Here is a 23,474-nt window from a genome sequence, read left to right on the forward strand (position 1 = left end):
AATTATTAAGCTTCTCTTATTTACAACAGCTATTTCCTGCTTGTATTGGCGGGCATTTTACAGTACCATAACTGCAATACACACAACAATCCCCCTGTAATGGTTTTAATCTTGTTTTGCAATTTTCACATTCATAAAAATACTGGCAAGCATCTGTTGGCATTGTTTCCTCTTTTTTGTGTCCACAGTTTGGGCAAGTTATTATTGATTTTAATTTAATTTCCATTATGATATAACTTTACTTTTTAGTGATTTATAACCTGTCGAATTGATAGCTTTTTCGATTTCGGCAATACTTGTTTGCTTGTTGTCAAACTTAACAATAGCGTTGCCTTTCTCATAGGAAACGACAACTTCGATAATTCCTTTTAGTTTGCTAATCTCTGTTTTAATATGATGTTCACAACCTGAACAAGTCATCCCTTTGATTGTAAACTCAACTTTCTGGATTTTGGAAGTTTGGGTAATAATTGCTTTACTTTCGGTCTTTGGAAAAAAGATGTGGGCATAAAGGGGAAATGACAAAAGTAAAGCCGCCATAACAGTAATAATTCCTAAAAATGATTTTGTTTGCATAAAATTCGGTTTTTCATTTATTTCACATTCACAGTCAATTTGCTTTTTGGGTTTCAACTTTTGAAACCAAGCAAAACCAAGCACTAAAATTGTCAAGCCAATAAAATATGGTCGGAAAGGTTCGAGCCAAGAAAAGGTTGAAGCAATCCCGCTTGTCCCTGCTATTAGAGCTAAAACAGGCGTAATGCAACATAATGACGCAGCAATTGCTGTAAAAAGTCCAGTGCCGATTAGTTTGTTGTCCGTTTTCATATAGTTTATAAAATTTTATTATCATCAAGTATTTCAAAAAATGGGGTCAACATTTTTTCATACTCTTTTGTCAATGAATAAAAAATAGTTTGTGCTTTTCTTTCCGTTTCAATTAGTCTACGGTCTTTGAGCTTTCGTAAATGTTGAGAAATTGCAGAAATTGTCATACCGAGAATATCGCTTAAATCACAAACACATAGTCGTTTTTCTTCATAAATCAGAAACAGGATTTTCAGTCTTACATTGTTTCCCGCCAATTCAAGTCCATTCGACAAATAGTCAAACGAACCGTGAAGTTCTGAAACTCGTTCTTTACAGCGATTGATTTGTTTAATGTCCGCCTGTTGTCTTATACAAGAAGTACTATCCATGTTGCAAATATAGTTAATTTGCTTATTTAAGCAATTGCTAAAATACAAAAAGTTAAAACCGGCTTGGTTGAACTGTTTGTTCCTACTGTATATTTTCGTAAAAGGTTAGTAAATTTCCGTATAAGTCCAAAGTTGCAAATTCTCTTGTGTCGTAGTAAGTGGTTTCTATTTCGGTTTTTTCATTGTGTAATACTTCCTTTTCTTTTAGTTCTTTATACAGTTCGTCAATGCCTTCTATTTCAATCCGGCAACTGTGTGTACCTGCCAAAAAACTTTCCGCTCCGCTACTAATCGGTTTGAGAAATAAAAAAATACTTTTCCATTTCCAGCTATAATTACAGGAAGCCCATAAATGTAAGTCTATACCATTCCTAATTAATATTGCAAAGGTTTCTTCCATATGTCTGCAATCAAAGCCCAATCGGGCTTTATAAAAGGCAACTGCTTTTTCAATATCCCGAACAGGAAATGCAGGTATGGTCTTTATTAGTTTTATCATTTTCGCGATATTATTTTAATTATTGAACCTTATATTTTTTGTACATCTGTTGAAATCATATTGCCATTTCATAACTTTTGCTTGTTTCTAACTGTAATACTTCTTCTTTAACCATAAACTTGCACGTACTAATAGAATTAGTACCGGAACTTCTACCAACGGTCCTATAACGCCTACAAACGCTTGTGGGGAATGAATACCGAAAACGGCTATTGCTACCGCTATTGCCAATTCAAAGTTGTTTCCTGTGGCTGTAAATGCGATTGAGGCGTTTTTGTCGTAAGGAACTTTAAGGGATTTGTTGATAAAGAAGCTGACGAAAAACATCAGTACAAAATAGATGATTAACGGTATAGCTACTTTTACCACATCCATTGGCAGTTCTAATATTTTATCTCCTTTCAGACTGAACATTAATACTATAGTAAAAAGTAAAGCATATAATGTAATGGGCGATATTCGGGGTACAAATTTCCTGTTATACCATTCTATACCTTTTGATTTTACCATTGCGTAACGGCTTATAAAACCTGCTAAGAAAGGAATGCCTAAGTATATCAATACGCTTTCTGTAACATCTTTCATTGATACGCTTACATTGAAATTTGCCAATCCTAATTTGCTTGGTAATACATTGATGAACAGCCAAACTAAGAAGCTGTAACTTATTATCTGAAAAACACTGTTTAACGCCACTAACATAGCTGTATATTCTCTGTTTGCTTTAGCTAAGTCACACCATACGATTACCATTGCAATACATCTTGCCAAACCTATCAATATCAAACCTGTCATATAATCGGGTTCATTGCGTAAAAACAAAACGGCTAACCCGAACATCAATATTGTACCGATAACCCAATTGAGCAATAAGGATATACCGATTACTTTTTTATCCTTAAATGCTTGGGGCAATAATGAATAATCCACTTTTGCCAATGGCGGGTACATCATCAGTATCAGACCTATTGCCAAAGGAACGTTTGTAGTGCCTACGGATAAAGCATTTGTAATTTTTGATATTCCCGGAAAGAAATACCCTAAACCTATACCTGCTGCCATTGCAAGGAATATCCATAAGGTAAGGTAACGGTCAAGAAATTTTAGTTTTGGTTGCATTGGTTATTGACTGACTTTTGAAAAAACATAAAACATTTCCGTTGCTATCTGTAAACTTCTTTCTGCATATACCTGTGATTGCTCCGGTGTATTGTCTGAAATTTTAGGGTCTTCAAATGTGATAGGTATCCTTTTTTCTGCACCTGCAATAAATGGACATCCACCGTCTGCCTGTGAACAGGTCATAATGGCTGTAAATGCTGATACTGGGTTGAAAGGACTATCGTACTTTTTTGAAAAGCCGATAACAGGCAAAGCATTATCGCTGTATTTTATGGCATATACAGGGTTATTAGTATCTGCGATTTTGAAAATGTTAAACCCCTGATTAGTCAATGTTTCTGCAACTTTCGGAAATAGTGACGTTTCTTCCGTACCGCCCGAATAACAATGTACATTTGGTATATTAAAATGTGCTGACGCTACCTGTGCCCAAACCTGTGATAAATGGCTTCTTCGGGAATTGTGGGTACAGATGAAATTGATATTTATATCCTGCCTGTCGTTTACTTTTTGCTGTATAAAATCAATCAGCGGTTGTAATACGGCTTTACGTTCTTCGCTGATGCTTTGTACATCAATTTTGTTGTTAATGATTTCGATTAGTTTTTGATACATCGCATTTTGTTTTTAGTGTTTAGCAACATCCCGAATTTGGTGTACAGCAAGCATTATTCAGCTCTGATAATTTTACCTTTTGCTTTTCGGCAGGAATACCGCAAGCATCACTTGCCAGGCAAGCGGTTTGCTTGTTTTTCAGTACAAAATGGTTTCCGTTAAAATTCAAATCGTATTTACCAACCGTTTCGCTTTGGTATTCTACTTCTATTTCGGCATCTTCAATACCCAACTTTTCTTCGGATAGCTTAATGATGTTTAATAGCTTTGTTGGCTTTAATCGGTGTTCAAAATCGTTGGCATTCCATAATTGGAAATTGACAACTTTTTCGTTTCTAATTGTTCCGCCACAATCAATGAAGTGTTTTGTAATAACACCTATCTCGGTAACGTGAAAGTGTTCGGGTACAAATGTTCCGTTCTCTAATTGAAATTCAACATTATCCAATGCTGGTAAGATTTCTTTGATGTTTGATAGTTTCATTATTTTTTTATTTAATTGTTATATTGCTTTATTGCGATTAATGTGCTTAAAAAAAATGCTTAACAGCATTTATCAACCTCTACATTATCTATAAAGAAAGCATTGAGTTCCTTTTTAATCTGCTGCCAAACATTTTCATCAATACAGTAGCACACACTTGTCCCTTCTATATTGCCTTTGATGATACCAATGTTTTTAAGCTCTTTTAAATGTTGTGAAATCGTAGCCTGCGCCAATCCTAATACTTCCACTAAGTCATTACAAATGCAAGCATTCTGCTTGATGATGTATTGCAGGATAGCTATACGGGCAGGATGAGCCAGTGCCTTTAAAGTGGTTGCCAAGCTGTTTTGCTGTTCTGTAAATATTTCTGTTTTTGTTACGCCCATCTTATTTGTAATAATATATCGCAATATTACGATAAATATTTAAACCACAAAAGTAGTTTGTGAAAAAACATATAGCCAAGCACCAATTCTGTATAAATAATCAGTTCAATTTTCTATTGTAAATCGCCAAATCCTGCCTTTCAAAGCCAAACGCTGCAACATTATCAAAGGCATTTGCTCCTGCTTATAATTTTAGGATTTAAGTAAAATTCTAATCAAAATAAGTATGGATGTACAGCAAAAAGACCTGTCGTATTTCAGATTACGACTGCAAGAATTATTAAACAGCAGCTTTCCCGAAAAGGCACACGACCAAAAATTTATTGACCAACGGTCTTCGTGGGCTGCCAATGCTTATGAGGGTGCTTTCCGTTCGGGAAACGCCGTTGAGCAATGCGACGAAATAGCCAACTACATACTTTTTGAGGGCTTGCACTTCTCCAAGTTCGACACGGTTTTCAAAGTGGTATGCAATGAATTTGATACCATAATGGCAGACGAGGAACTGCGACCGTTCGCCCTTAAAATGTTTCCCGTTTGTGAGCCTGTTTTCGCAGGATATGAATTAACTGATGATTTCGCCAACGGAAATGAGTTTGATTTACTCTATACCGAACTGACCGGAACCATCTCAATATGGATTGAGGAAAATGGGCTTCAGTAAGCGGTTCCATCTCCAACAGAATATTGATGCCCTGCGAATTGTTTTTAAACTGGAAAAGGAGAAACGGCAAGCCACCGTAGGAGAAAGACTGCTAATGATGCGATACAGCGGATTTGGCGGTCTTAAGTTCGTTCTGAACGCCGTAGAAAACGAAATAGACATCAATCATTGGAGAAAAACAGAACACGACCTTTTTCCACTCACGCAGGAACTCCACCAACTCCTCAAAGACAATTCCCAAGACGATAAGCAATACCGCAGGTATGTGGACAGTATGAAAAGTTCCGTGCTGACGGCTTTTTATACCCCGCCAAAGGTTATAGATGCCATTTCATCTGCCTTGCGGGATAATGGTCTGCACATTGATAAATTCCTCGAACCCTCCGCAGGTATCGGTTCATTCATCCAATCCTTTTCGGAAAATCAGAAAGCCAGTGTTACCGCTTATGAAAAAGACTTGCTTACAGGCAAGATTTTAAAGCAGCTTTACCCCGAAAGCAATATCCGTATCAACGGTTTTGAGGAAATTCCCGAAAGGGAACAAAACAACTATGATATAATCGCCAGTAATATACCGTTCGGCGATACTTCTGTATTTGACCTTTCTTATTCACGCAGCAGAAACAGCGCAAAGGAACAGGCTGCCCGAAGCATACACAATTACTTTTTTCTGAAAGGTGCTGATATGCTCCGTGAGGGTGGTTTGTTGGCTTACATCACTTCGCAGGGCATTCTGAATAGCCCTAAGAACGAACCCATACGCAGGGCGTTGATGCAGGATAATAATTTGGTTTCGGTTGTAAGACTGCCCAACAATCTGTTTACCGAATATGCAGGTACGGAAGTGGGCAGCGACCTGATTATCCTGCAAAAAAATACGGCAAAACAAAATCTGACCGACAGGGAAGATCTGTTTTGCCAAAGCAAGCCAACCGAATACAATACGCCGGGCAATGCGCTCTTTCAGGACGGTACAAGAATTATCCATACCGACCAAAAATTAGATACCGACCCATACGGTCAACCTGCCTTAATCTATACGCATAAAGACGGTGTTGAGGGTATTGCCAAAGATTTGAAACAAATGCTTTCCGAAGATTTTGGGAACCATCTGAATTTGAATTTATACAAAGGCGAACGCAATGATGAGCCTATGATACAAATTCCGATTGAACCAAAGGTTACACCTCCGGTCATAGACCCTGCAATCGTTCAGCAAAAACCGCAGCTTATAACCACTCCGGTAGTCCATCAGGAAAGCCCACAGGAACTAAAACAACTAAGCATTTTTGACCTGTTTGAAAGTGCGGGTGAGCCTGTAATGGTGCTTGCTCCACCTAAAAGAACTACCCAAAACAAAAGGCAAAGTAGTAATAAAAGAAGAGGCACAATAGGTCGTCAACCCGACCTGTTCAGCAGTGCCAGGCAGCAACCTTATACACCGCTAAAATCCAATGGTGCTACCAATGGAAAAAGCCAAGTAAACAGCAAAAAACAGGAAGCCATCGGCGACCTGTTTTCACAAATAAACGGCAATGGCCAGTCTGATAAGACTGCCATTCCCGTTACCGATATTAACACCGTTCCTGAACCTGCTCCGTATAGCGGCGAACTGCAATTATTCCACCGGAATGATTGCCTTGTGGTGGATAACGGTTGGGTCGGCTATTTGCAAGAGGTGGATAAGGAAGACAAAAAAGCTATCTTTCATCCATTGCAATTGCCGTCGGCACAGAAAGCAAGAGCCGAAGCCTACATAGCCGTAAGGGACAGTTATATCAACCTGTACCAAAAAGAAGCTGAAAAACAGACCGAACACAGGGAAGAACGGGAAACCCTGAACCTGCTGTACGATGCCTTTACCAAAAAATACGGCAATCTCAATACTGCCGACAATGCCAAGCTGATAAAAACAGACAGTGCAGGTAAAGAAATCCCCTATCTGGAGCGTGTCATTGGCGGCATAATCCATAAAGCGGATATTTTCAGCCGTCCGGTCAGTTTCTCTACTACCACGTTAGCAACCGACAATCCCGAAGAGGCTTTAGCTGCCTCCCTGAACAAATACGGAAATGTGGATTTGGACTTTATGTCCGAAATCAGCAGCCTGCCTGCCGATACCCTGAAAGAAGCCCTGCACGGGCGGTTGTTCTACAATCCGCTACAACAGGAATATGAAATAGCCGAACGTTGGATTGCAGGCAACGTGGTGGAGAAAGCAGATGAAGTAAGAGCCTATCTCGAAAACTATCCCGATGATACCGAAGCCAAAGAAAGCCTTACCGCTTTAGAGGAAGCCCGACCAAAACGTATCGAATTTGAGGAACTGGATTTTAACCTCGGCGAACGGTGGATACCTACCGGAATTTATGCCCGTTTCGCTTCGCATTTGTTCGATGCGGATGTACTGGTTCATTACTCCGAAAGCTCCGACGACTTTTCCGTAAAGTGTCATCAGGGCAATATGCACATTTGGGAAAAATATGCGGTCAAAGCGGAAAGCCGCACGTTTGACGGTATTGCCCTGCTTAAACACGCCCTTGTCAATACCACGCCTGATATTACCAAAAAAGTAATGGTTGGCGACCAAGAGGTTAAAGTACGGGATATGGAAGCCATACAAATGGCGAACACCAAGATTGACGAAATCCGTACCGCCTTTACCGACTGGCTACACGCACAGAACGATGAGTTTAAAAACAGGCTGACCGACCAGTACAACGATACCTTTAATTGTTTCGTTCGCCCAAACTATGACGGAAGCCATCAGGAATTTCCGGGATTAGACCGCAAGGGAGCAGGCATTGAAGACCTGTATTCAAGTCAAAAGGACACCGTTTGGATGATAAAGCTGAACAACGGTGCTATCTGCGACCACGAAGTAGGCGCAGGAAAAACGCTGATAATGTGTACCGCAGCGCAGGAAATGAAGCGTTTGGGATTAGCCCATAAGCCGATGATTATCGGGCTGAAAGCAAATATACCTGCCATTGCCGAAGACTACCGTAAAGCCTATCCACACGCCAAAATCCTTTATCCGGGTATTGATGATTTTACGCCGAAAAAACGCCTGCGGATTTTCGGGAATATTAAAAATAATGATTGGGATTGCGTGATACTTACGCACGACCAGTTCGGAATGATACCGCAATCGCCCGAAATACAAAAGGAAATCCTCGAAATAGAACTGGACAGCGTAGAGCGCAATCTCGATGCCCTGAAATCGCAGGGCAAGGAAGTGACAAGGGGAATGCTCGCCGGGGTAATCAAGCGGAAAGAAAATCTTGAAGTAAAGCTGAAAACGCTGCAACACGATATTGAAAACCGTAAGGATGATATTGTGGACTTTAAGATGATGGGCATAGACCATTTGTTTGTGGACGAAAGCCACCAGTTCAAAAACCTGATGTTCAACACCCGTCATACACGGGTTGCCGGACTGGGGAACGTGGACGGCAGCCAAAAGGCACTGAACCTGCTGTTTGCAATCCGCACCATTCAAGAGCGTACCAATGCGGATATGGGTGCAACCTTTCTTTCGGGTACAACCATCAGCAATTCATTAACGGAATTGTACCTGCTGTTTAAATACCTGCGCCCCCGTGCATTGGAAAAACAGGGTATTCATTCCTTTGATGCGTGGGCAGCTATCTATGCACGGAAAACGACCGATTATGAATTTTCGGTAGCTAACAATATTGTAGCAAAAGAGCGTTTCCGCTACTTTATCAAAGTGCCGGAACTGGCACAGTTCTATTCTGAAATCACGGATTACAGAACGGCTAAGGATATTGGTATTGACCGCCCCACTAAGAACGAGGTATTGTACAACATACCGCCAACGCCCGACCAAGATGCCTTTATCCAAAGCCTGATGCAGTTTGCCAAAACGGGCGATGCTACTTTGCTCGGTAGAGAACCATTATCGCAAAGGGAAGAAAAAGCAAAGATGCTCATTGCGACGGACTATGCCCGTAAGATGTCGCTCGATATGCGTATGGTAAGTGGTATATACGACGACCATCCCGACAACAAGGCTTCGCATTGTGCGGTAAATATCGCCAAGTATTACAACCAGTTCAACGCACAGAAAGGAACGCAGTTCGTTTTCTCGGATTTAGGAACCTATAAGCCCGGCGAATGGAACGTGTACTCCGAAATAAAACGCAAACTCGTGGAAGACCACGGCATACCTGCGCACGAAGTAAGGTTTATTCAGGAAGCGAAAAATGATAAGCAACGTAAGGAACTTATCAACGGAATGAACGAGGGCAAAATCCGTGTACTGTTCGGTTCTACAAGTATGCTCGGAACTGGCGTAAACGCACAGAAAAGAGCTGTTGCCGTTCATCATTTAGATACACCGTGGCGACCGTCTGACCTTGCCCAAAGGGACGGGCGGGCAATCAGAAAAGGCAATGAGATTGCCAAATTCTTTGCCGATAATAAAGTGGCTGTGATTATCTATGCAGTTGAAAAATCGTTGGACAGTTACAAATTCAACCTGCTGTATAATAAGCAGCTTTTCATCGACCAGTTAAAGACTAACAACCTGACCAAAAGAACGATTGACGAGGGAAGTATGGACGAAAAATCGGGAATGAACTTTTCGGAATATGTGGCAATCCTGTCAGGAAATACAGACCTGTTGGATAAAGCCAAACTGGAAAAACAGATTGCCGGACTGGAAAGCGAAAAGCAGGCGTTCAACCGCTCTAAATCCAGTGCCAAATTTAAGGTACAGGATTATATGGAAATGTTGCAAAGCACTCAATCCCGTTTGAGCCGGATGAGTACCGACTGGGAAAACTTACAGCAACGCCTGCAAAAGCGTTCGGACGGTACAATCGAAAACCCTGTGCTGTTAGATGGCTTGCCGCCCAATGCAAATCCGAAACAAATAGGCGCAAAACTGAACGAGATTGCGAACAAAGCCCGCACGGCAGGCGACTATCGTGAAATAGGCAACCTCTACGGGTTTCAATTATTGGTTAAAACAGAACTTCCAAAGGATAATTCAACACTCGAAAGGGTCAATAGATTTTTTATAACTGGCGAGGGCAATATCAAGTACACCTACAATAACGGTCTGATGGCAAAAGACCCCGAAACCGCCGCAATGAATTTTTTAAGGGCTTTGGAAAAACTGCCGGGCTTTGTGAAGCAGGAGCAGGAGAAAATCGCTGAAATACAAAAAGACCTGCCGATACTTCAGGAAGTGGTTAACGGTACTTGGGCTAAGGAAAGTCGATTGAGTGAGCTTAAAACGGAACTGGCTGCCGTAGAAAGAAAGATACAGCTATCTATTACGCCGGAAACCAAACAAGATGCTTCGGAGCAGGCAGAAAAGCAGAATGAAGCCCCAAAGGTGCAGGAAAGCATTATACGAACAAAAGGCGTTCATTCACCTCGTGGCGTATTATAATAGTCGTTACTTTTCGTCCTTTTCGTCCATTTTTTTTATTAGGGCTTCACACAGGCTGTCAAGGAATTTGGTTCGGTTTATCTTACGGGCTTTCAGTTCCATAAACGTATGGTAAAAATCGCCCAATTCAATATTAAAGGCATCTTCAAATGCTTTAGCAATCAATTTTATGTCTGTATTCCCATTGTTAAATACACCGTGGGAGTACAGTGCATATATGAGTTCCGTCAGTGCCGTTTTACTTGCCGTCCATTTCAATGAATTGTCCGAACCCCTTTTCACATTGATGTTATTGAGCCTGTCTTCCAAATAAACTTGTATCAGGTCATTGGCAATAATCTTGGCAACCTTATAATCGTGTGAAGTAGAAAAACGATGGTCTGCTTCAAAATAAAATGTGTCTAACCACAGCCTTATATCGTGCATGCCACGCACAAAGAATTTTTCGTCAACGAAAGAATTATTGCTGCGGTAATACTTGTAAAAATCAAGGTTGTTTTCAAAGAACCTTTTTAGCTTTTTCAGTTCTTTGGTAAAATATTTCTTGGTACGCTTGTTCCCGTAGGGTCTTCTTGTTTCGATTTTATAGATGGCATTGTAGTAGATGAGCTTTGAAACAATAACAGGTTTCTGATACTTGAAAAAATGGATTTCTTCTTCCATATTCTTAAAGTCATTTTTCAGTACAAAGTCCTTTAAGTCGGCAAGGCTTTGTATGATATGGTGTATAACGGCTTCAATTCTTTTTATGGGGCAGTCGGTTTCAATCTCCAGTTCCTGGATTGCAGTTTCCAATTTAAGATATGTTTCATTGTAAAATTTATCCATTCGCTTCATTTTGATGTAATATATTATTGGTTAATACAGAAAAGCTAACACTGTTCGTATTAGCTTATGATGCAATTACTGCTTAAAAAAATTCAACCTCTACCGTATTGATGATGGAACGATAGATAGATTTTTGTTGCATACTTTAAAGGGTTGTAGTATGATGCAGGTTAGTCTTTGCGAATTACACCTGCATCACCTCCTTTTTTTTACCGATATTTTTTTACGGTTATGCAGTTTACAACCCTTAGTTATTTAATTTTAATAAGTCAATGCCAGCCCCACACCAAAGCCCATATCGCTATCATAGTGGGTACGTATACCTATATTCTTATTAATGATATACCTAAGTTCTCCCATATACTCTAAGTCGGTATTCACCATAAAACCACCTCTTAGTCTTTTTGAAATTGGTATATCTTCACGCATTAACTGCAATCTCACAATTCCATCATGATATACTTCTGCCTGAAAATTGACCAGCATAGGTAACGTATACATAAACCCTAAACTGAACGCCCTGCGGGTGTCTTTCTTGTTGGTTTGTCCAAATATGTTCTTTTCGTGTTCATCTTCTCCCATTTTACGGTAGCGGTAATCAAAACCTACAAAGGGCATGAACCATTGCATCTTTCCAATGTATCTACCTAAATGGGTTTCTACTTCATAACCGTGCATACTATTATAGCCTAAACGCCATTCTGTTCCTAATTGGTAGCGTGCATTCATTAGCATAGCTTCTCCATCATTACCATTGGTTGCAAAATCGTTTTGTGCCATAAAATGAGGCATATTACTTTCTCTTTGCAATTCTTTATAGGCTTTTGCCTTGTCGGGTAGATAGGGGTTATTGTAGTCTCCAACTTCAAAGACCCTGTTCATTCCCGCCATCATGTGATATAATATATGGCAATGAAAGAACCAATCACCTTCCTCATTTGCTAAAAACTCAATGGTATCTATTTCCATAGGCATGATATCCAACACATTTTTAAGCGGCGATTTTTCGCCTTTTCCGTTTATCACCCTGAAATCAAATCCGTGAAGATGCATTGGATGCCGCATCATTGAATTATTATAAATGGTAATCCGTAGAATTTCTCCTTTTTTTACAGGTATTTTGTCAGTTTCCGAAAGTATTTTATTATCCATGCTCCATACATAGCGGTTCATGTTGCCAGTAAGTGTGAATTTCAACTCTTTTACAGGCGCATCATTTGGAAGAGAGGTGTTATAAGGTGATTGCAACATAGCATAATTTAATGTTTTGATGTCTCCCAAGGCATTAGCGTTGTAACGGTTAGCGTCTTTATCCATATCCATACCCTCATGCTTACTGTGGTCTGCTTTTTTTGTTGCATCTCCGGTAATTTCGGGATACATCACTACATTCATGTCCATTTGGTTAAGGCTCATCTTCATGCCCATATCGTCCAAATCGCCATTCATTTTCATCATATCGTTCATCATCTTCATCCCCTCGAAATACTTCAATCGTGGGAGTGGAGAAATAAGCTGTTTGACCCCATCACCTATAAAGTAACTCGCAGATTGTGTCCTGTCTTCGGTTGTTGCTAAGAACTCGTAAGCCAAACCATCTTGAGGGATAGTCACTACAATATCGTAAGTTTCAGAAACGGCAATGATTAACCTGTCCACCTCTACAGGCTCAACATCATTCCCATCATTCGCTACTACTGTAATTTTTCCTCCAGCATACCGTAGCCAGAAATATGAAGACGCCCCTCCATTGGAAACACGCAATCTGACTTTGTCGCCTGCTTTTAGCTTTTTACCATCAATTGTTTTCAAATCGGTGCTATGGCTACCATTTATTAGGATTTTATCATAGTAAACGTCACTGACATCCATCGCCAGCATCCGCTTCCACTCGTTTTTTACCTTTACCCCTAATTTTCCCTCCTTAATAGCTTCAACATATGATTGTGTTGCGCCTTTCTTAATGGCCGCCCAATCATTTGCATTGTGTAGCATACGGTTGATATTATCGGGGTTAAGATTTGTCCACTCACTTAATATAATTGGAACGGTCGGCAAATCGTCAATTCCTTTTCTGAATGTCTTATCATCGCTTCTTTTCTTCATGATAAAACTTCCGTACATGCCAATCTGCTCCTGCAATCCTGAGTGGGAATGGTACCAGTGCGTACCATGCTGGATAATCGGAAAACGGTAGGTGTAGGTTGTGCCCGGTGCGATGGGTTTTTGTGTAAGCCAGGGCACACCGTCTTCTTTATTGGGCAGGAACACACCATGCCAGTGAAGTGATGTGCTTTCTTTCAATTGGTTGTGCACCACTATTTCGGCAGTGTCGCCCTCGGTAAAGGTAAGGGTGGGCATGGGGATTTGCCCGTTTACGGCAATTGCCCTTTTTTGCTTACCTGCATAGTTGACAAGCGTATCTTTTACATACAGCTCGTAATGCACCACTCTCTGTGCAAACAGCGTTTGCGTGCAAAGCAGTATCAGCACTGTTTGCAAAATTCTTATAGGTATTTTATTATATCTGTTCATGATTTGAAAAATTTTATTTAATGCTGTCTTCCATTGTGCTAAACCACACTATCAAAACCTGCTTATCCTCCGGTGACAATACTGCATTGCGATGAATTAGTGTGTATGATGACAACGGCATTTCCCCGTCCTTAACCTGCCCGGCCATAGCCCTGAACTTGTTTCGCTGCCTGCGGAAAGAATAGTCGCCAAATTCGCTAAAGTTGAGTTCCTCTTTCCCCTTTTTTATATGCTCTGCCATGTACCATGCGCCGGGCTGGATACGGCTGTACCACGGATAATGGGTATTGTTGCTATGGCAGTCATAACAGGACTGAACAAGGATAGCCTTTACATTTTGGGGTACGGCGTACACCCTTTCGATATGGGTGGCTGGCACTTCAACCGCCTGGTTCCGTAAGGGCTGAAAGAACTGTATGGCAATCAGGACGACAGCCAGCCCCAATATGATTTTCTTCTTTATGGTCATAATTATTTTATTGTGGCTTCATCTTTTTGTGTCTACTGTTTTTTCACATACTTGGCATAATTCTCCTTGTTTTCAAAATAAGAAACTTCACCGTTATTTCCTGTCACAGCAATCACCGCATTAGCTTTGTCTACCTGCTTATGGGAATAGGGGTCTATCGCCATCCGCACGGTCGCATCTTTTGGAATACGTTCCTTACACATTTCGCAACATCCGTAATAGGTTTTACCATCAAATTTTACTTCAAACTGCTTTTTGCCGATATAGGCATCGTTGACCATGCAGACTTCATCCGATGGAACCAATTCACCTATTTGGGTAGTATGTCCGTTGCTTTCCGGAGTTGCCTGCGAATGCTGCTGTTCCGCTTCATCCTTATTTGACCCCGCCTGACCGCAAGCGGTGAATAGCAGGGTTAATAAGGAAATAAAGCCAATTATTATTTTGTTCATGTCCAAACTTGTTTTTTTAAATTTTATTATTTACTTTCTTCAAACTCTTTTAGCTTGCGCTTCATTAGTTCAATTTCTTCCGCTTGGGTTTTAAGTATATTTTTTTGCAGCTCTATCAGTTCCGGGTCGGTCAGGTGTGCCTTTTCGGACATCAATATGGCTGCTGCGTGATGGGGTATCATACCCTTTGCAAACTGCTTGTCCCCGACATTGATTTGTTCCCTGATACCAAACCATGAAAAGATGCCAACAGCAACCGAGATGATGGCTATCGCCCAATTCATCTTCCTGTTGGGGTACATTACTTTCATTATCGCTAATTCGATAAGCAGCATTGCCGAGGTCATCAGCAGGGTCATGTACAAATTGTTGATATTGGGTATCAGGTTCTGCCACCCGTCAATCATGGAGTACATGATAAAATACATCACTGCGAACATTGCGACAGCCATCACCGCAAAGCGTTTGTACATGGCCGAAGCATGTTTTGTATTGTGCGTGCCATGCTCCGAGGAATGACCCGCATGGTGACTGTTTTGCATATTTTCCATAACCCTGAATTTTATTTGCTGTTAATTGTTTTTTCCACCTTACCGCAGGTCAGCATTTTAGAACCGTAGTAAGGGTTTTTGATTTCCTTGTTTTCGCTGAACCAAACAGCACCCTTACCGTCATTGAACATCGGGCAATGGTCCTGATACAATGTTTGCGATGTACCGAACAAATCAATCAGGTCTTTCAAATCTTCGCCAAGCGAGGCCAAATGTTCCCGCTGGTGGTGGATGTTGCCGACATTTTCCCCGATATGTTCTGCGTGTTCTTTAGCATCGTCCGCTATGTCCATGTACTTTTTGTGCTTATCGGCAGGAACGGCTTTCATGTCCACTTTATTCAGGGTAGCTAACAGCTTTTTCCCTGAACTGGCGGCAGCTTTGTCATCGTCCGAAACAAGGGCGTTCTTTAAGGACAGATAATCGGTAACTATGGGCGCAATAGAAAAGTTTTTTGCTTCTTCTTTTCCTGTTGCTTTTGCTTCCTGACCGCTCGGAGTTTCACTCACAACGGGCGCAGCTACCGTATCATCCTCTTTTGGTTGGGAAGCTGACTGTTCTTGTGATACAACAGCAGTATCACTTGAAGACTGCTCGTTTTTGTTGGATGCCTTATTGCATGATACTGTTACAAATGCCATGATAACAGCAATGATTGATAATGTTAGATTTTTCATTTTTATTTATTTTTTGATTTTTAAAAAACTTGCGTTAATAGCCACTACAATGGTGCTTACACTCATCAGCACAGCACCCATAGCGGGACTTAAAACAAAATTCGGATAGAGTACGCCTGCCGCAAGCGGTATTGCCACCACGTTGTAGCCAACCGCCCATATCAGGTTCTGTACCATCTTTTTGTAGGTAAGTTTGCCGAAGTCAATCAGTTTGACCACATCCCTCGGGTCGCTGTCTACCAATATGATATCCGCTGTTTCGGCAGCCACGTCCGTACCGGAACCCACGGCAATGCCCACATCTGCCTGTGCCAGTGCAGGTGCATCATTTACACCATCACCAGTCATTGCTACGATTTCGCCTTTTGCCTGAAACTCCTTTACTTTCTCCTGCTTGTTGTGCGGAAGCACATTAGCCAAATACCCGTCCATACCCAATTTTCCGGCTACGGCAGCAGCAATCCTGTCGTTGTCCCCGGTGAGCAGAAAGGACTTGATGCCCATTTTTTTGAGTTCCTCAATCGCCTGTGCCGAACCCTCACGGATGCTGTCTGCCAAAGTAATGATGCCGATTACCCGGTCATCAATGAGGACAAAGTTGACCGTTTCGGCCTCTTGATTGATTTCGTTTGGAATTTCAGGCAGGGAAAGGTGGTTTTCGGTGAAATAATTCGGGCCGCCAGCTACGACATTTTTCCCGTTCACAACACCTTTAACACCTATGCCCTGCATATAGCTGAAGTTTTCAGACTTCCATAAGGCAAGGCTCTTTTCTTTCAATGTAGCCATAATGCCTTTTGCAATATGGTGTTCCGAATTTTGCTGTACTGCGGCAGCATACTGGATAACCTCATCGGCATTATATTCGTCTGTTAACGGTATAACCTTTTCTACGGCATGGGAACCTTTGGTGAGCGTTCCGGTCTTATCAAAAATGACAGTGGAAAGTTTTCGGGTGGTTTCAAATGCCGTACGGTTGCGGATGAGCAGGCCATTGGTCGCCGAAAGCGTTGTGGAAATGGCGACTACCAACGGGATAGCCACGCCCAATGCGTGCGGGCAGGCCGTTACCATTACCGTCACCATTCTTTCAAGCGCAAAGGCAATATCTCCACTGCTTGCATACCAATAGGCAAATGTGCCTATGCCCACGGCAATGGCAATAAAGGTGAGCCATTTGGCAACTTTGTCCGCAAGGTTTTGCGTATTGGACTTAGTAGCTTGTGCCTCCTGCACAAGATTGATAACCCTGTTCAGGTAGCTGTCTTTTCCAACGGCTGTTACCTTAACTTTCAGCGCACCATCACCATTGATAGAGCCTGCGATGACCTTTCCGTCCTTTTCCTTTTTTACGGGAACACTTTCTCCGGTAAGCATACTCTCGTTGATATATGAAAGCCCATCCAGAACCAATCCGTCGGCTGGAATTTTTTCACCCGGTTTTATGATAGCCGTTTCACCGCTTTGCAGGTCTTCTAGCTTTATCTTTACAGCTTCTCCGCCTCGTTCCACGGTAACATCGTTGGGCAGTAACGCTACCAATGACTGTAATGCCCGTGAAGCAGCCATTTGGGAACGCATTTCCAGCCAATGCCCTAACAGCATGATGTCAATTAGGGTTGCCAGTTCCCAAAAGAAATCCATACCCTGCAAGCCAAATACAACGGCTACGGAATAGACATAGGCTACGGATATGGCGATAGCAACAAGTGTCATCATCCCTATGGCTTTGGCTTTCACCTCGCCAATCATTCCCTTTAGGAATGGTAAGCCTCCATAGCAATAAATCACCGTACCCAATGCCAGCAACACATATTTATCGCCATTGAAAGCAAGCGAGAAACCTAACCATTGCTGTATCATGTGCGACAGGAGCAGTATAGGGATTGTAATGACAAGGCTTATCCAAAAACGAGTGAGGAAATCACCTGTATGATGTCCCTCATGTTTATTAAAGTTTTCGTCAGCATGGCCATGTTGAGAATGCCCGGAATGCCCATGTCCTGATTTTTGTACATGAGAAACTGAGCTACCGCCAACGGGAACCAGTGCCATGCCACAAAGCGGGCATTTGCCTGGTTCGTCTTTTAGCACCTGCGGGTGCATGGGACACGTGTATTTTTTCATAATAAGGGGTTTTAAAAGTTATGTTGCACTTAATTTTTTTGCCATCTCATGGGTCATTTCTTCGGCATAAGCACCATAGGCATCCACAAGTACGCCTTTATTCTTACCATCATTGGACGATATGGCATAAATCACGGCATTGTTATCAGGACTGCTGTCGAGGCTTTCAAACCTATGGGTTTCCGTAACCGTAAAATCCTCCGGTTTTAGTTTCAGGCTCCTTGACGCACAGTACAGGCAGTCCGGCAACAGACTAAAGTCCATACTGTATCCACGCTGTCTTAGGTCTTTAAGCGCCTGCACCATGTCATTGTACTGTACCATAGCTTTCAGACCTGTTATTTAATGGTTTCGACCGTACTGCCGCAGGTAAGCATCTGTGAGCCGTAATATGGGTTTTTAACAGCATTCTCTTTACTTAGCCAATTGGCTCCCTTACCTCCATTGTACATAGGGCAGTGCTGGTAATAAACGGGAGTATCCTGTTTAGACACTTTGGCCAGTGTGTAGATGCTTCCCGAAAGTGCCGCAAAAGCACTTCTTTGTTTTGCAACATCTTTTGATTTTGAAATGCTTTCCGCATTGGCCGTCAAGTCCTGCATCACTTTCATCCAAGCCGTATGTTCCTCTGCCGATAGCTTATTCATATCGACTGCTTTAAGGGATGCAGCCAATTCAGCGGCTTTGGCAGATGCGGTCGCCGCATCGGTTTTTATCAAAGCGTCTTTAACTGAAAAGTAGTTGTCAAATACAGCTTTCAGTTGTGATTGGTTTTGGGCTGCATCTTTGTTAGCGGGTGCTGCCATTTGGCTATGGTCGTGATTGCCATGTCCGGCATTCATGTCCATTCCCGCCTCCTTGTTTTTGGCAACCGTCTTTACTGGTCTATCATACTGGCAGCAACCAGCCAGTTTAGCATATACGTCATCCGGCGCACGGAACTTCTCACTGTCATAACCAGCCAAAGCGATACGTTTCAGGATTTCATCCTGATTTGTTTTGTCGCCGTCATACGTGAGCGTAGCCATCTTGGTATCTTTGTTCCAGTCCACGCTGGCTACCTTTTTTACGTTACCTGCTTTTTCGATGGTGGTTTTGCACATACCACAATTGCCATAAATTTTTACGGTTTCCGTTTTCGCATTCTTGATTTGTGCAAACACGTTTATTGATGATAGTAATACGGCGATTACCATCACTATTTTTGATAATGATTTCATAATAATATACATTTTCGGAAAAGGGGTATTAGCAAACCCATTTCCCTTGAATTTTAAAATAAATAGTACAAATAGGGGATTTGCAAAAGCCGGAATAGCTTTTGACAAGGCACACCTATGGCTATCAGGCCATAGTTTTAGCTTATTTTAGGAGGTAGCCAAATGAAGAAAAATCCCGAAGAATAGTAGGCTTCCTTGAAACCGAATTTTTGCTTTTTAACTTCAGCAAATGGATTTTTAGCTTTTAATTCGATTGGGATTGGTAAGTATAGGGAGGTCGTTGAAGCACTGCATCTGCAAGAGCTATGTGAACAACCACCATCGCAGTTGCCGCTTTTGCATTTTTTGCAGGATTTGCCCTTGCAACCTTTTTTATGTTCTGATTTTTTGGATTTCTCTTTTGCGCAGGACCGCTCGGTCTTTGTCGAATTTTTGGAACAAGCAAAACTCTGGCTTGGTATCATAAAGAAAACCAGACAGAAGAGTGTCAAAATGCCTATATGTATTCTATAATTTTTCAACTCAACAAAGTTACAAATAAGATTGGTTTTTTATATTGTTTTTACAATTTTTTTTGCTATATAGGCAAAATTTCTCTATACAACAAACAATGTTACGACCACAACAAGACATCCTCTTACTTCAGGATTTGATGAAATGCCTTTTTCAGCAACCCAACCTTCAGAAAATTCGGTCGGAAAAAGGACATTTCAAAATGTAGTTGGCTTAGGCATTCAAAGGTTCTATTTTGAAGCCTGCCTTTTGTACAGTCGATATTACTTCCTGCTCGGTAATGCCCTCGGACTTCACTGTAAGTACCTTGTCCTTGTTGGCCGTGTCCACTTCCCAATGGCATATGCCCTCTGCCTTGTCCAAGTGCGGCTTTACAGATGCGATACAACCGCCACAATTGATGTTCGTCTTGAATTGAAATTGTTTATTTTCCATTGTTTACAAATTTTAGAGTTATCTGATAATGCAAATTTCCGTACTATTCAGTTCAGTATTGTTGTGTAATTTCTTGTTTGATTTGTGAGATTTACTGTTTTATTTCTTCCACTTCAACCGCAGGCTGTTACTGACCACGCTCACGCTGCTCAATGCCATTGCCGCACCCGCAATCATCGGGTTGAGCAGAAAGCCGTTAACAGGGTAAAGGATGCCTGCCGCTACCGGAATGCCGATTACGTTGTAGATAAACGCCCAGAACAGGTTTTGCTTGATGGTGGCTACGGTCTGTTTGGACAAGCGTATTGCCTGCGGTATCTTGGTCAGGTCGGACGAAATGATGGTCATCTTGCCTACTTCCATTGCGATGTCTGAACCTTTGCCCATTGCTATACTTACATCGGCTGTTGCCAAAGCTGTACTGTCATTGATACCGTCCCCAACCATTGCAACTACTTTACCTTTACGCTGTAACTCTTTTACAAAATCGGCTTTGTGCTGTGGCAATACTTCCGCTTTGTAATGCTTAATGCCTGTTTGTTCTGCAATGGCTTTTGCTGTGGCTTCGTTATCGCCTGTAAGCATATACAAATCAATTCCCATTTCCTGCATTTCTTTGATTGCCTGTACCGATGTTTCTTTTACTTTGTCGGATATGGCTATTACTGCAAGTGCCTGTTTACTGTCTGCAAACCAAATAATGGTTTTAGGCTGTAAGCCCCATTCATCGGCTTGTTGTTGTAATTGTTCGGGAATACTGACATTGTTTTCTGCCAACAGTTTTTTATTGCCTACAAAATAGGTTTCGTTATTGTAATCGGCTTTTGCTCCTTTACCTGTAATGCTCTCGAATTGTGTTAAAGTTGTGTTTTCCGCTTCGTTAAGATGCTTTACTACTGCTTCGGCTAATGGGTGTTCCGATTTTTTTTCAATGCTTACTAAAATGCCTTTGGTGGTATCGTCATTGTTGAGCCATTGAATGCCTGTTACCTCTGGTCTGCCCTCTGTAATCGTTCCTGTTTTGTCTAATATAATGGCATCTACTTTTTTGGCTAATTCCAAACTTTCAGCATCTTTAATTAAAATGCCTTTTTCAGCACCTTTGCCCACTCCAACCATAATTGCCGTAGGCGTAGCCAATCCCAAAGCACAAGGACAAGCAATAACCAATACCGTAACTGCCGCCAATAATCCCTGCACAACTCCGTTATCGCCACCCAATACCAACCATAAAATAAAAGTGAGTATTGAAATTCCTATGACAACAGGCACAAAAATCCCTGCAATCTTATCTACCAACTTTTGTACAGGGGCTTTACTGCCTTGTGCGTCCTGTACCATTTTGATGATTTGGGCAAGCATTGTTTCTTTGCCTACCTTAACGGCTCGGAATTGAAAACTTCCTTTTTGGTTAATCGTTCCTGCAAATACTTTTTCGTTTTCTTTTTTCAGTACAGGTACAGGTTCGCCACTCAACATACTTTCATCAACGTAAGAACTGCCCGAAGTAACCATACCGTCCACTGCAATTTTTTCGCCTGATTTTACAAGAATAATATCGCCTGCGTTTACATCTTCAATGGCGGTTTGTTTTTCCGTTCCGTCTGCTTGTATTACGATAACGGTTTTAGGCTGTAAGCCCATTAACTTTTTAATGGCTGATGAAGTATTGCCTTTGGCTTTTTCTTCTAATAATTTGCCTAACAGAATGAATGCGATAATGACGGCTGCTGCTTCAAAATAAACGTGGGCGTGTAAACCTCTTTGATGCCAAAAATCGGCAAACAGCATATTGAACACACTAAAAAGGTATGCAATACCTGTACTCAATGCTACCAATGTATCCATATTCGCAGAACGGTGCTTGGCTTGTTTCCACGCATTTACAAAAAAATCCCTGCCCAACCACACTACAACAGGTGTAGAGAATGCCCACATAATTTCATTGCCGTAAGGCATATCCATAAAGAACATACCGATAACAACGACAGGCAAAGACAGGATAATTGCCCATAAGGTTTTAGTCTTTAATTTTTGGAATTTTTCAGCGTGAATAGTTTCTAAGGTTTCCTGCTGTTTGGTTTCATCTTCTACCAATAAATCATAACCGACACCTTGCACCGCCTTTTGCAGTTTAGTAGCATCGGTCATATTGGGCAGGTATTCAACGGTAAGATTGCCTGTTGCAAAGTTTACGGAAGCATCAACAACGCCATCCTGATACTTTACAATACTTTCGGCACTACCTGCACAAGATGCACAAGTCATACCCAAAACAGGGAATATATTTTTTACTGTGGAAACGCCATATCCTAACGCTTTGATTGCTTTAACCGCTTCGCTTACAACTTCGGTATTCTCTACCGTAATAGCTGCCCTACGGTTGTTTAGCTCTACTTTGTGGGTTGAAATGCCTTTAACCTGTGCCAATCCTTTTTCAACGATTAACGCACAATGTTCGCTTTCTACATCTTCCAACGGAAGATAAATGATTTCTTTATTATTATTCGTTGCCATATTCTGCTTGCTTTAATTAACACTGCAAAATTGGCAATTATATTAGGGGTGGCTATTGTGGAATTTTGTATTTGATTTGTAAGATTTACAAATTATCTAACGGCTTCCTTTTATCTTCTTTTATTTGTTTGAAATGGCTTGGTGTTAGCCCTGTTACTTTTTTGAATTGATTGCTCAAATACGCTACACTGGAATAGTTCAGGCGAAAAGCAATTTCACTCAAAGACAGCTCATCATACACCAACAATTCTTTTACTTTTTCAACCTTTTGGGCGATAAAGTATTTTTCAATAGTTGTACCCTCTACTTCTGAAAACAGATTGGACAGGTAATTATAATCGTGATGCAATTTATCGCTCAATACATCTGAAAGATTGATTTTTACATCATTATCCTGATGGTGTACCAAGTCAATGATAGTGTTTTTTATCTTCTCTATTATCCTGCCTTTTTTATCGTCTATTATCTCAAATCCCAATGGCTCTAAAGTTTTTACCAAAGCATCTTTTTTTGCAGGGGTTATCTCTTGGGCTAATGTTACTTCGCCCAACTTTATATTCTTAATACCTAAACCGAGTTTCTGCAATTCATTTTGCACCACCATAATGCAACGGTTGCAAACCATATTTTTTATAAAGAGTGTATTCATATTTATTCACTGCCCACATTTTGTATTTAATATAAAAGCAATAAACAAATTTACGATTTAAGTTGAACTACGCTTTGCTCTTCGTTTAATTCATTTACAATGAT

22 protein-coding genes are annotated in these 23,474 nt (G+C 41.2%); 2 read left to right on the forward strand and 20 right to left on the reverse strand.

The genetic code is table 11. The annotated features are described in order from the left end of the window. Positions 1–16 precede the first annotated feature (16 nt). From AC106K_RS03065 to AC106K_RS03100, 8 genes are all read right to left on the reverse strand, one after another. Complete coding sequence (locus AC106K_RS03065) at positions 17–226, reverse strand: GDCCVxC domain-containing (seleno)protein (RefSeq protein ID WP_078704224.1); 210 nt, start codon at positions 224–226, stop codon at positions 17–19. Next, a complete protein-coding gene (gene merTP, locus AC106K_RS03070) occupies positions 226–828 on the reverse strand; it encodes a mercuric transport protein MerTP (RefSeq protein WP_003002375.1) in 603 nt (200 codons plus the stop codon). The genes AC106K_RS03065 and merTP overlap by 1 nt, the downstream gene beginning before the upstream one ends. A gap of 5 nt (positions 829–833) precedes the next feature. Continuing rightward, the gene (locus tag AC106K_RS03075) at positions 834–1,199 is read right to left on the reverse strand and encodes an ArsR/SmtB family transcription factor (RefSeq protein WP_003002377.1); all 366 of its coding nucleotides are present in this window, start codon (positions 1,197–1,199) and stop codon (positions 834–836) included. 82 nt (positions 1,200–1,281) lie between these two features. Then, the gene (locus tag AC106K_RS03080; protein WP_482443367.1) at positions 1,282–1,698 is read right to left on the reverse strand and encodes a bleomycin resistance protein; all 417 of its coding nucleotides are present in this window, start codon (positions 1,696–1,698) and stop codon (positions 1,282–1,284) included. An 87-nt stretch (positions 1,699–1,785) separates the two neighbouring features. Continuing rightward, positions 1,786–2,817, reverse strand: a complete 1,032-nt coding sequence (gene arsB, locus AC106K_RS03085) for an ACR3 family arsenite efflux transporter (RefSeq protein WP_482443368.1) — start codon at positions 2,815–2,817, stop codon at positions 1,786–1,788. Positions 2,818–2,820: 3 nt separating this feature from the next. Further along, a complete protein-coding gene (locus AC106K_RS03090; protein WP_072885949.1) occupies positions 2,821–3,435 on the reverse strand; it encodes a low molecular weight phosphatase family protein in 615 nt (204 codons plus the stop codon). 19 nt (positions 3,436–3,454) lie between these two features. Beyond that, entirely contained in the window at positions 3,455–3,919 is a 465-nt protein-coding gene (locus AC106K_RS03095) for a DUF6428 family protein (RefSeq protein WP_003002385.1), read from the reverse strand. 59 nt (positions 3,920–3,978) lie between these two features. After that, positions 3,979–4,308 (reverse strand): ArsR/SmtB family transcription factor, encoded by a 330-nt coding sequence (locus tag AC106K_RS03100; protein ID WP_482443369.1) that lies wholly within the window; start codon positions 4,306–4,308, stop codon positions 3,979–3,981. A gap of 226 nt (positions 4,309–4,534) precedes the next feature. Here AC106K_RS03100 and AC106K_RS03105 point away from each other — a divergent pair, with 226 nt between their 5' ends. Further along, positions 4,535–4,972, forward strand: a complete 438-nt coding sequence (locus AC106K_RS03105; protein WP_047094741.1) for a DUF1896 domain-containing protein — start codon at positions 4,535–4,537, stop codon at positions 4,970–4,972. Further along, on the forward strand, positions 4,959–10,397 hold the full coding sequence (locus AC106K_RS03110) for an N-6 DNA methylase (protein WP_482443370.1): 5,439 nt from the start codon (positions 4,959–4,961) through the stop codon (positions 10,395–10,397). The genes AC106K_RS03105 and AC106K_RS03110 overlap by 14 nt, the downstream gene beginning before the upstream one ends. 6 nt (positions 10,398–10,403) lie before the next feature. Here AC106K_RS03110 and AC106K_RS03115 read toward each other — a convergent pair whose 3' ends face one another. The 12 genes from AC106K_RS03115 to AC106K_RS03170 form a co-directional block, all read right to left on the reverse strand. Continuing rightward, a complete protein-coding gene (locus AC106K_RS03115) occupies positions 10,404–11,225 on the reverse strand; it encodes an RteC domain-containing protein (protein WP_088583401.1) in 822 nt (273 codons plus the stop codon). A 261-nt stretch (positions 11,226–11,486) separates the two neighbouring features. Beyond that, positions 11,487–13,760, reverse strand: a complete 2,274-nt coding sequence (locus AC106K_RS03120) for a multicopper oxidase family protein (protein WP_482443371.1) — start codon at positions 13,758–13,760, stop codon at positions 11,487–11,489. A 13-nt stretch (positions 13,761–13,773) separates the two neighbouring features. Next, the gene (locus tag AC106K_RS03125; RefSeq protein ID WP_482443372.1) at positions 13,774–14,229 is read right to left on the reverse strand and encodes a heme-binding domain-containing protein; all 456 of its coding nucleotides are present in this window, start codon (positions 14,227–14,229) and stop codon (positions 13,774–13,776) included. Positions 14,230–14,261: 32 nt separating this feature from the next. After that, a complete protein-coding gene (locus AC106K_RS03130) occupies positions 14,262–14,681 on the reverse strand; it encodes a hypothetical protein (RefSeq protein WP_070566707.1) in 420 nt (139 codons plus the stop codon). Between the two features lie 26 nt (positions 14,682–14,707). Then, positions 14,708–15,232, reverse strand: a complete 525-nt coding sequence (locus AC106K_RS03135; RefSeq protein WP_076390110.1) for a DUF305 domain-containing protein — start codon at positions 15,230–15,232, stop codon at positions 14,708–14,710. A gap of 11 nt (positions 15,233–15,243) precedes the next feature. Beyond that, positions 15,244–15,909, reverse strand: a complete 666-nt coding sequence (locus AC106K_RS03140) for a DUF3347 domain-containing protein (protein WP_482443373.1) — start codon at positions 15,907–15,909, stop codon at positions 15,244–15,246. Between the two features lie 6 nt (positions 15,910–15,915). Continuing rightward, positions 15,916–18,036 carry a heavy metal translocating P-type ATPase gene (locus AC106K_RS03145; protein ID WP_448345694.1) on the reverse strand — a complete coding sequence of 707 codons (2,121 nt, stop codon included), beginning with the start codon at positions 18,034–18,036 and terminating at the stop codon, positions 15,916–15,918. 18 nt (positions 18,037–18,054) lie between these two features. After that, positions 18,055–18,300, reverse strand: coding sequence for a phosphoribosylpyrophosphate synthetase (locus AC106K_RS03150; protein WP_228451958.1), 246 nt, complete (start codon positions 18,298–18,300; stop codon positions 18,055–18,057). A 74-nt stretch (positions 18,301–18,374) separates the two neighbouring features. After that, positions 18,375–19,256 (reverse strand): DUF3347 domain-containing protein, encoded by an 882-nt coding sequence (locus AC106K_RS03155; RefSeq protein WP_024566627.1) that lies wholly within the window; start codon positions 19,254–19,256, stop codon positions 18,375–18,377. Positions 19,257–19,982: 726 nt separating this feature from the next. Further along, entirely contained in the window at positions 19,983–20,204 is a 222-nt protein-coding gene (locus AC106K_RS03160; RefSeq protein ID WP_024566625.1) for a heavy-metal-associated domain-containing protein, read from the reverse strand. 99 nt (positions 20,205–20,303) lie between these two features. Next, complete coding sequence (locus tag AC106K_RS03165) at positions 20,304–22,721, reverse strand: heavy metal translocating P-type ATPase (RefSeq protein ID WP_482443374.1); 2,418 nt, start codon at positions 22,719–22,721, stop codon at positions 20,304–20,306. 85 nt (positions 22,722–22,806) lie between these two features. Continuing rightward, positions 22,807–23,370 (reverse strand): helix-turn-helix domain-containing protein, encoded by a 564-nt coding sequence (locus tag AC106K_RS03170; protein ID WP_482443375.1) that lies wholly within the window; start codon positions 23,368–23,370, stop codon positions 22,807–22,809. Between the last annotated feature and the right edge of the window lie 104 nt (positions 23,371–23,474).

The sequence above is a fragment of the Chryseobacterium sp. FR048 genome, from assembly GCF_056844665.1.

Coding starts and splice junctions, on each gene's coding strand:
- AC106K_RS03120 (WP_482443371.1), bottom strand. CDS start 13,760: ATGAACAGATATAATAAAATACCTATAAGAATTTTGCAAACAGTGCTG.
- AC106K_RS03130 (WP_070566707.1), bottom strand. CDS start 14,681: ATGAACAAAATAATAATTGGCTTTATTTCCTTATTAACCCTGCTATTC.
- AC106K_RS03150 (WP_228451958.1), bottom strand. CDS start 18,300: ATGGACTTTAGTCTGTTGCCGGACTGCCTGTACTGTGCGTCAAGGAGC.
- AC106K_RS03090 (WP_072885949.1), bottom strand. CDS start 3,435: ATGTATCAAAAACTAATCGAAATCATTAACAACAAAATTGATGTACAA.
- AC106K_RS03165 (WP_482443374.1), bottom strand. CDS start 22,721: ATGGCAACGAATAATAATAAAGAAATCATTTATCTTCCGTTGGAAGAT.
- AC106K_RS03115 (WP_088583401.1), bottom strand. CDS start 11,225: ATGGATAAATTTTACAATGAAACATATCTTAAATTGGAAACTGCAATC.
- AC106K_RS03155 (WP_024566627.1), bottom strand. CDS start 19,256: ATGAAATCATTATCAAAAATAGTGATGGTAATCGCCGTATTACTATCA.
- AC106K_RS03145 (WP_448345694.1), bottom strand. CDS start 18,036: ATGAAAAAATACACGTGTCCCATGCACCCGCAGGTGCTAAAAGACGAA.
- AC106K_RS03135 (WP_076390110.1), bottom strand. CDS start 15,232: ATGGAAAATATGCAAAACAGTCACCATGCGGGTCATTCCTCGGAGCAT.
- AC106K_RS03160 (WP_024566625.1), bottom strand. CDS start 20,204: ATGGAAAATAAACAATTTCAATTCAAGACGAACATCAATTGTGGCGGT.
- AC106K_RS03080 (WP_482443367.1), bottom strand. CDS start 1,698: ATGATAAAACTAATAAAGACCATACCTGCATTTCCTGTTCGGGATATT.
- AC106K_RS03100 (WP_482443369.1), bottom strand. CDS start 4,308: ATGGGCGTAACAAAAACAGAAATATTTACAGAACAGCAAAACAGCTTG.
- AC106K_RS03095 (WP_003002385.1), bottom strand. CDS start 3,919: ATGAAACTATCAAACATCAAAGAAATCTTACCAGCATTGGATAATGTT.
- AC106K_RS03170 (WP_482443375.1), bottom strand. CDS start 23,370: ATGAATACACTCTTTATAAAAAATATGGTTTGCAACCGTTGCATTATG.
- AC106K_RS03105 (WP_047094741.1), top strand. CDS start 4,535: ATGGATGTACAGCAAAAAGACCTGTCGTATTTCAGATTACGACTGCAA.
- AC106K_RS03075 (WP_003002377.1), bottom strand. CDS start 1,199: ATGGATAGTACTTCTTGTATAAGACAACAGGCGGACATTAAACAAATC.
- AC106K_RS03140 (WP_482443373.1), bottom strand. CDS start 15,909: ATGAAAAATCTAACATTATCAATCATTGCTGTTATCATGGCATTTGTA.
- arsB (WP_482443368.1), bottom strand. CDS start 2,817: ATGCAACCAAAACTAAAATTTCTTGACCGTTACCTTACCTTATGGATA.
- AC106K_RS03110 (WP_482443370.1), top strand. CDS start 4,959: ATGGGCTTCAGTAAGCGGTTCCATCTCCAACAGAATATTGATGCCCTG.
- merTP (WP_003002375.1), bottom strand. CDS start 828: ATGAAAACGGACAACAAACTAATCGGCACTGGACTTTTTACAGCAATT.
- AC106K_RS03125 (WP_482443372.1), bottom strand. CDS start 14,229: ATGACCATAAAGAAGAAAATCATATTGGGGCTGGCTGTCGTCCTGATT.
- AC106K_RS03065 (WP_078704224.1), bottom strand. CDS start 226: ATGGAAATTAAATTAAAATCAATAATAACTTGCCCAAACTGTGGACAC.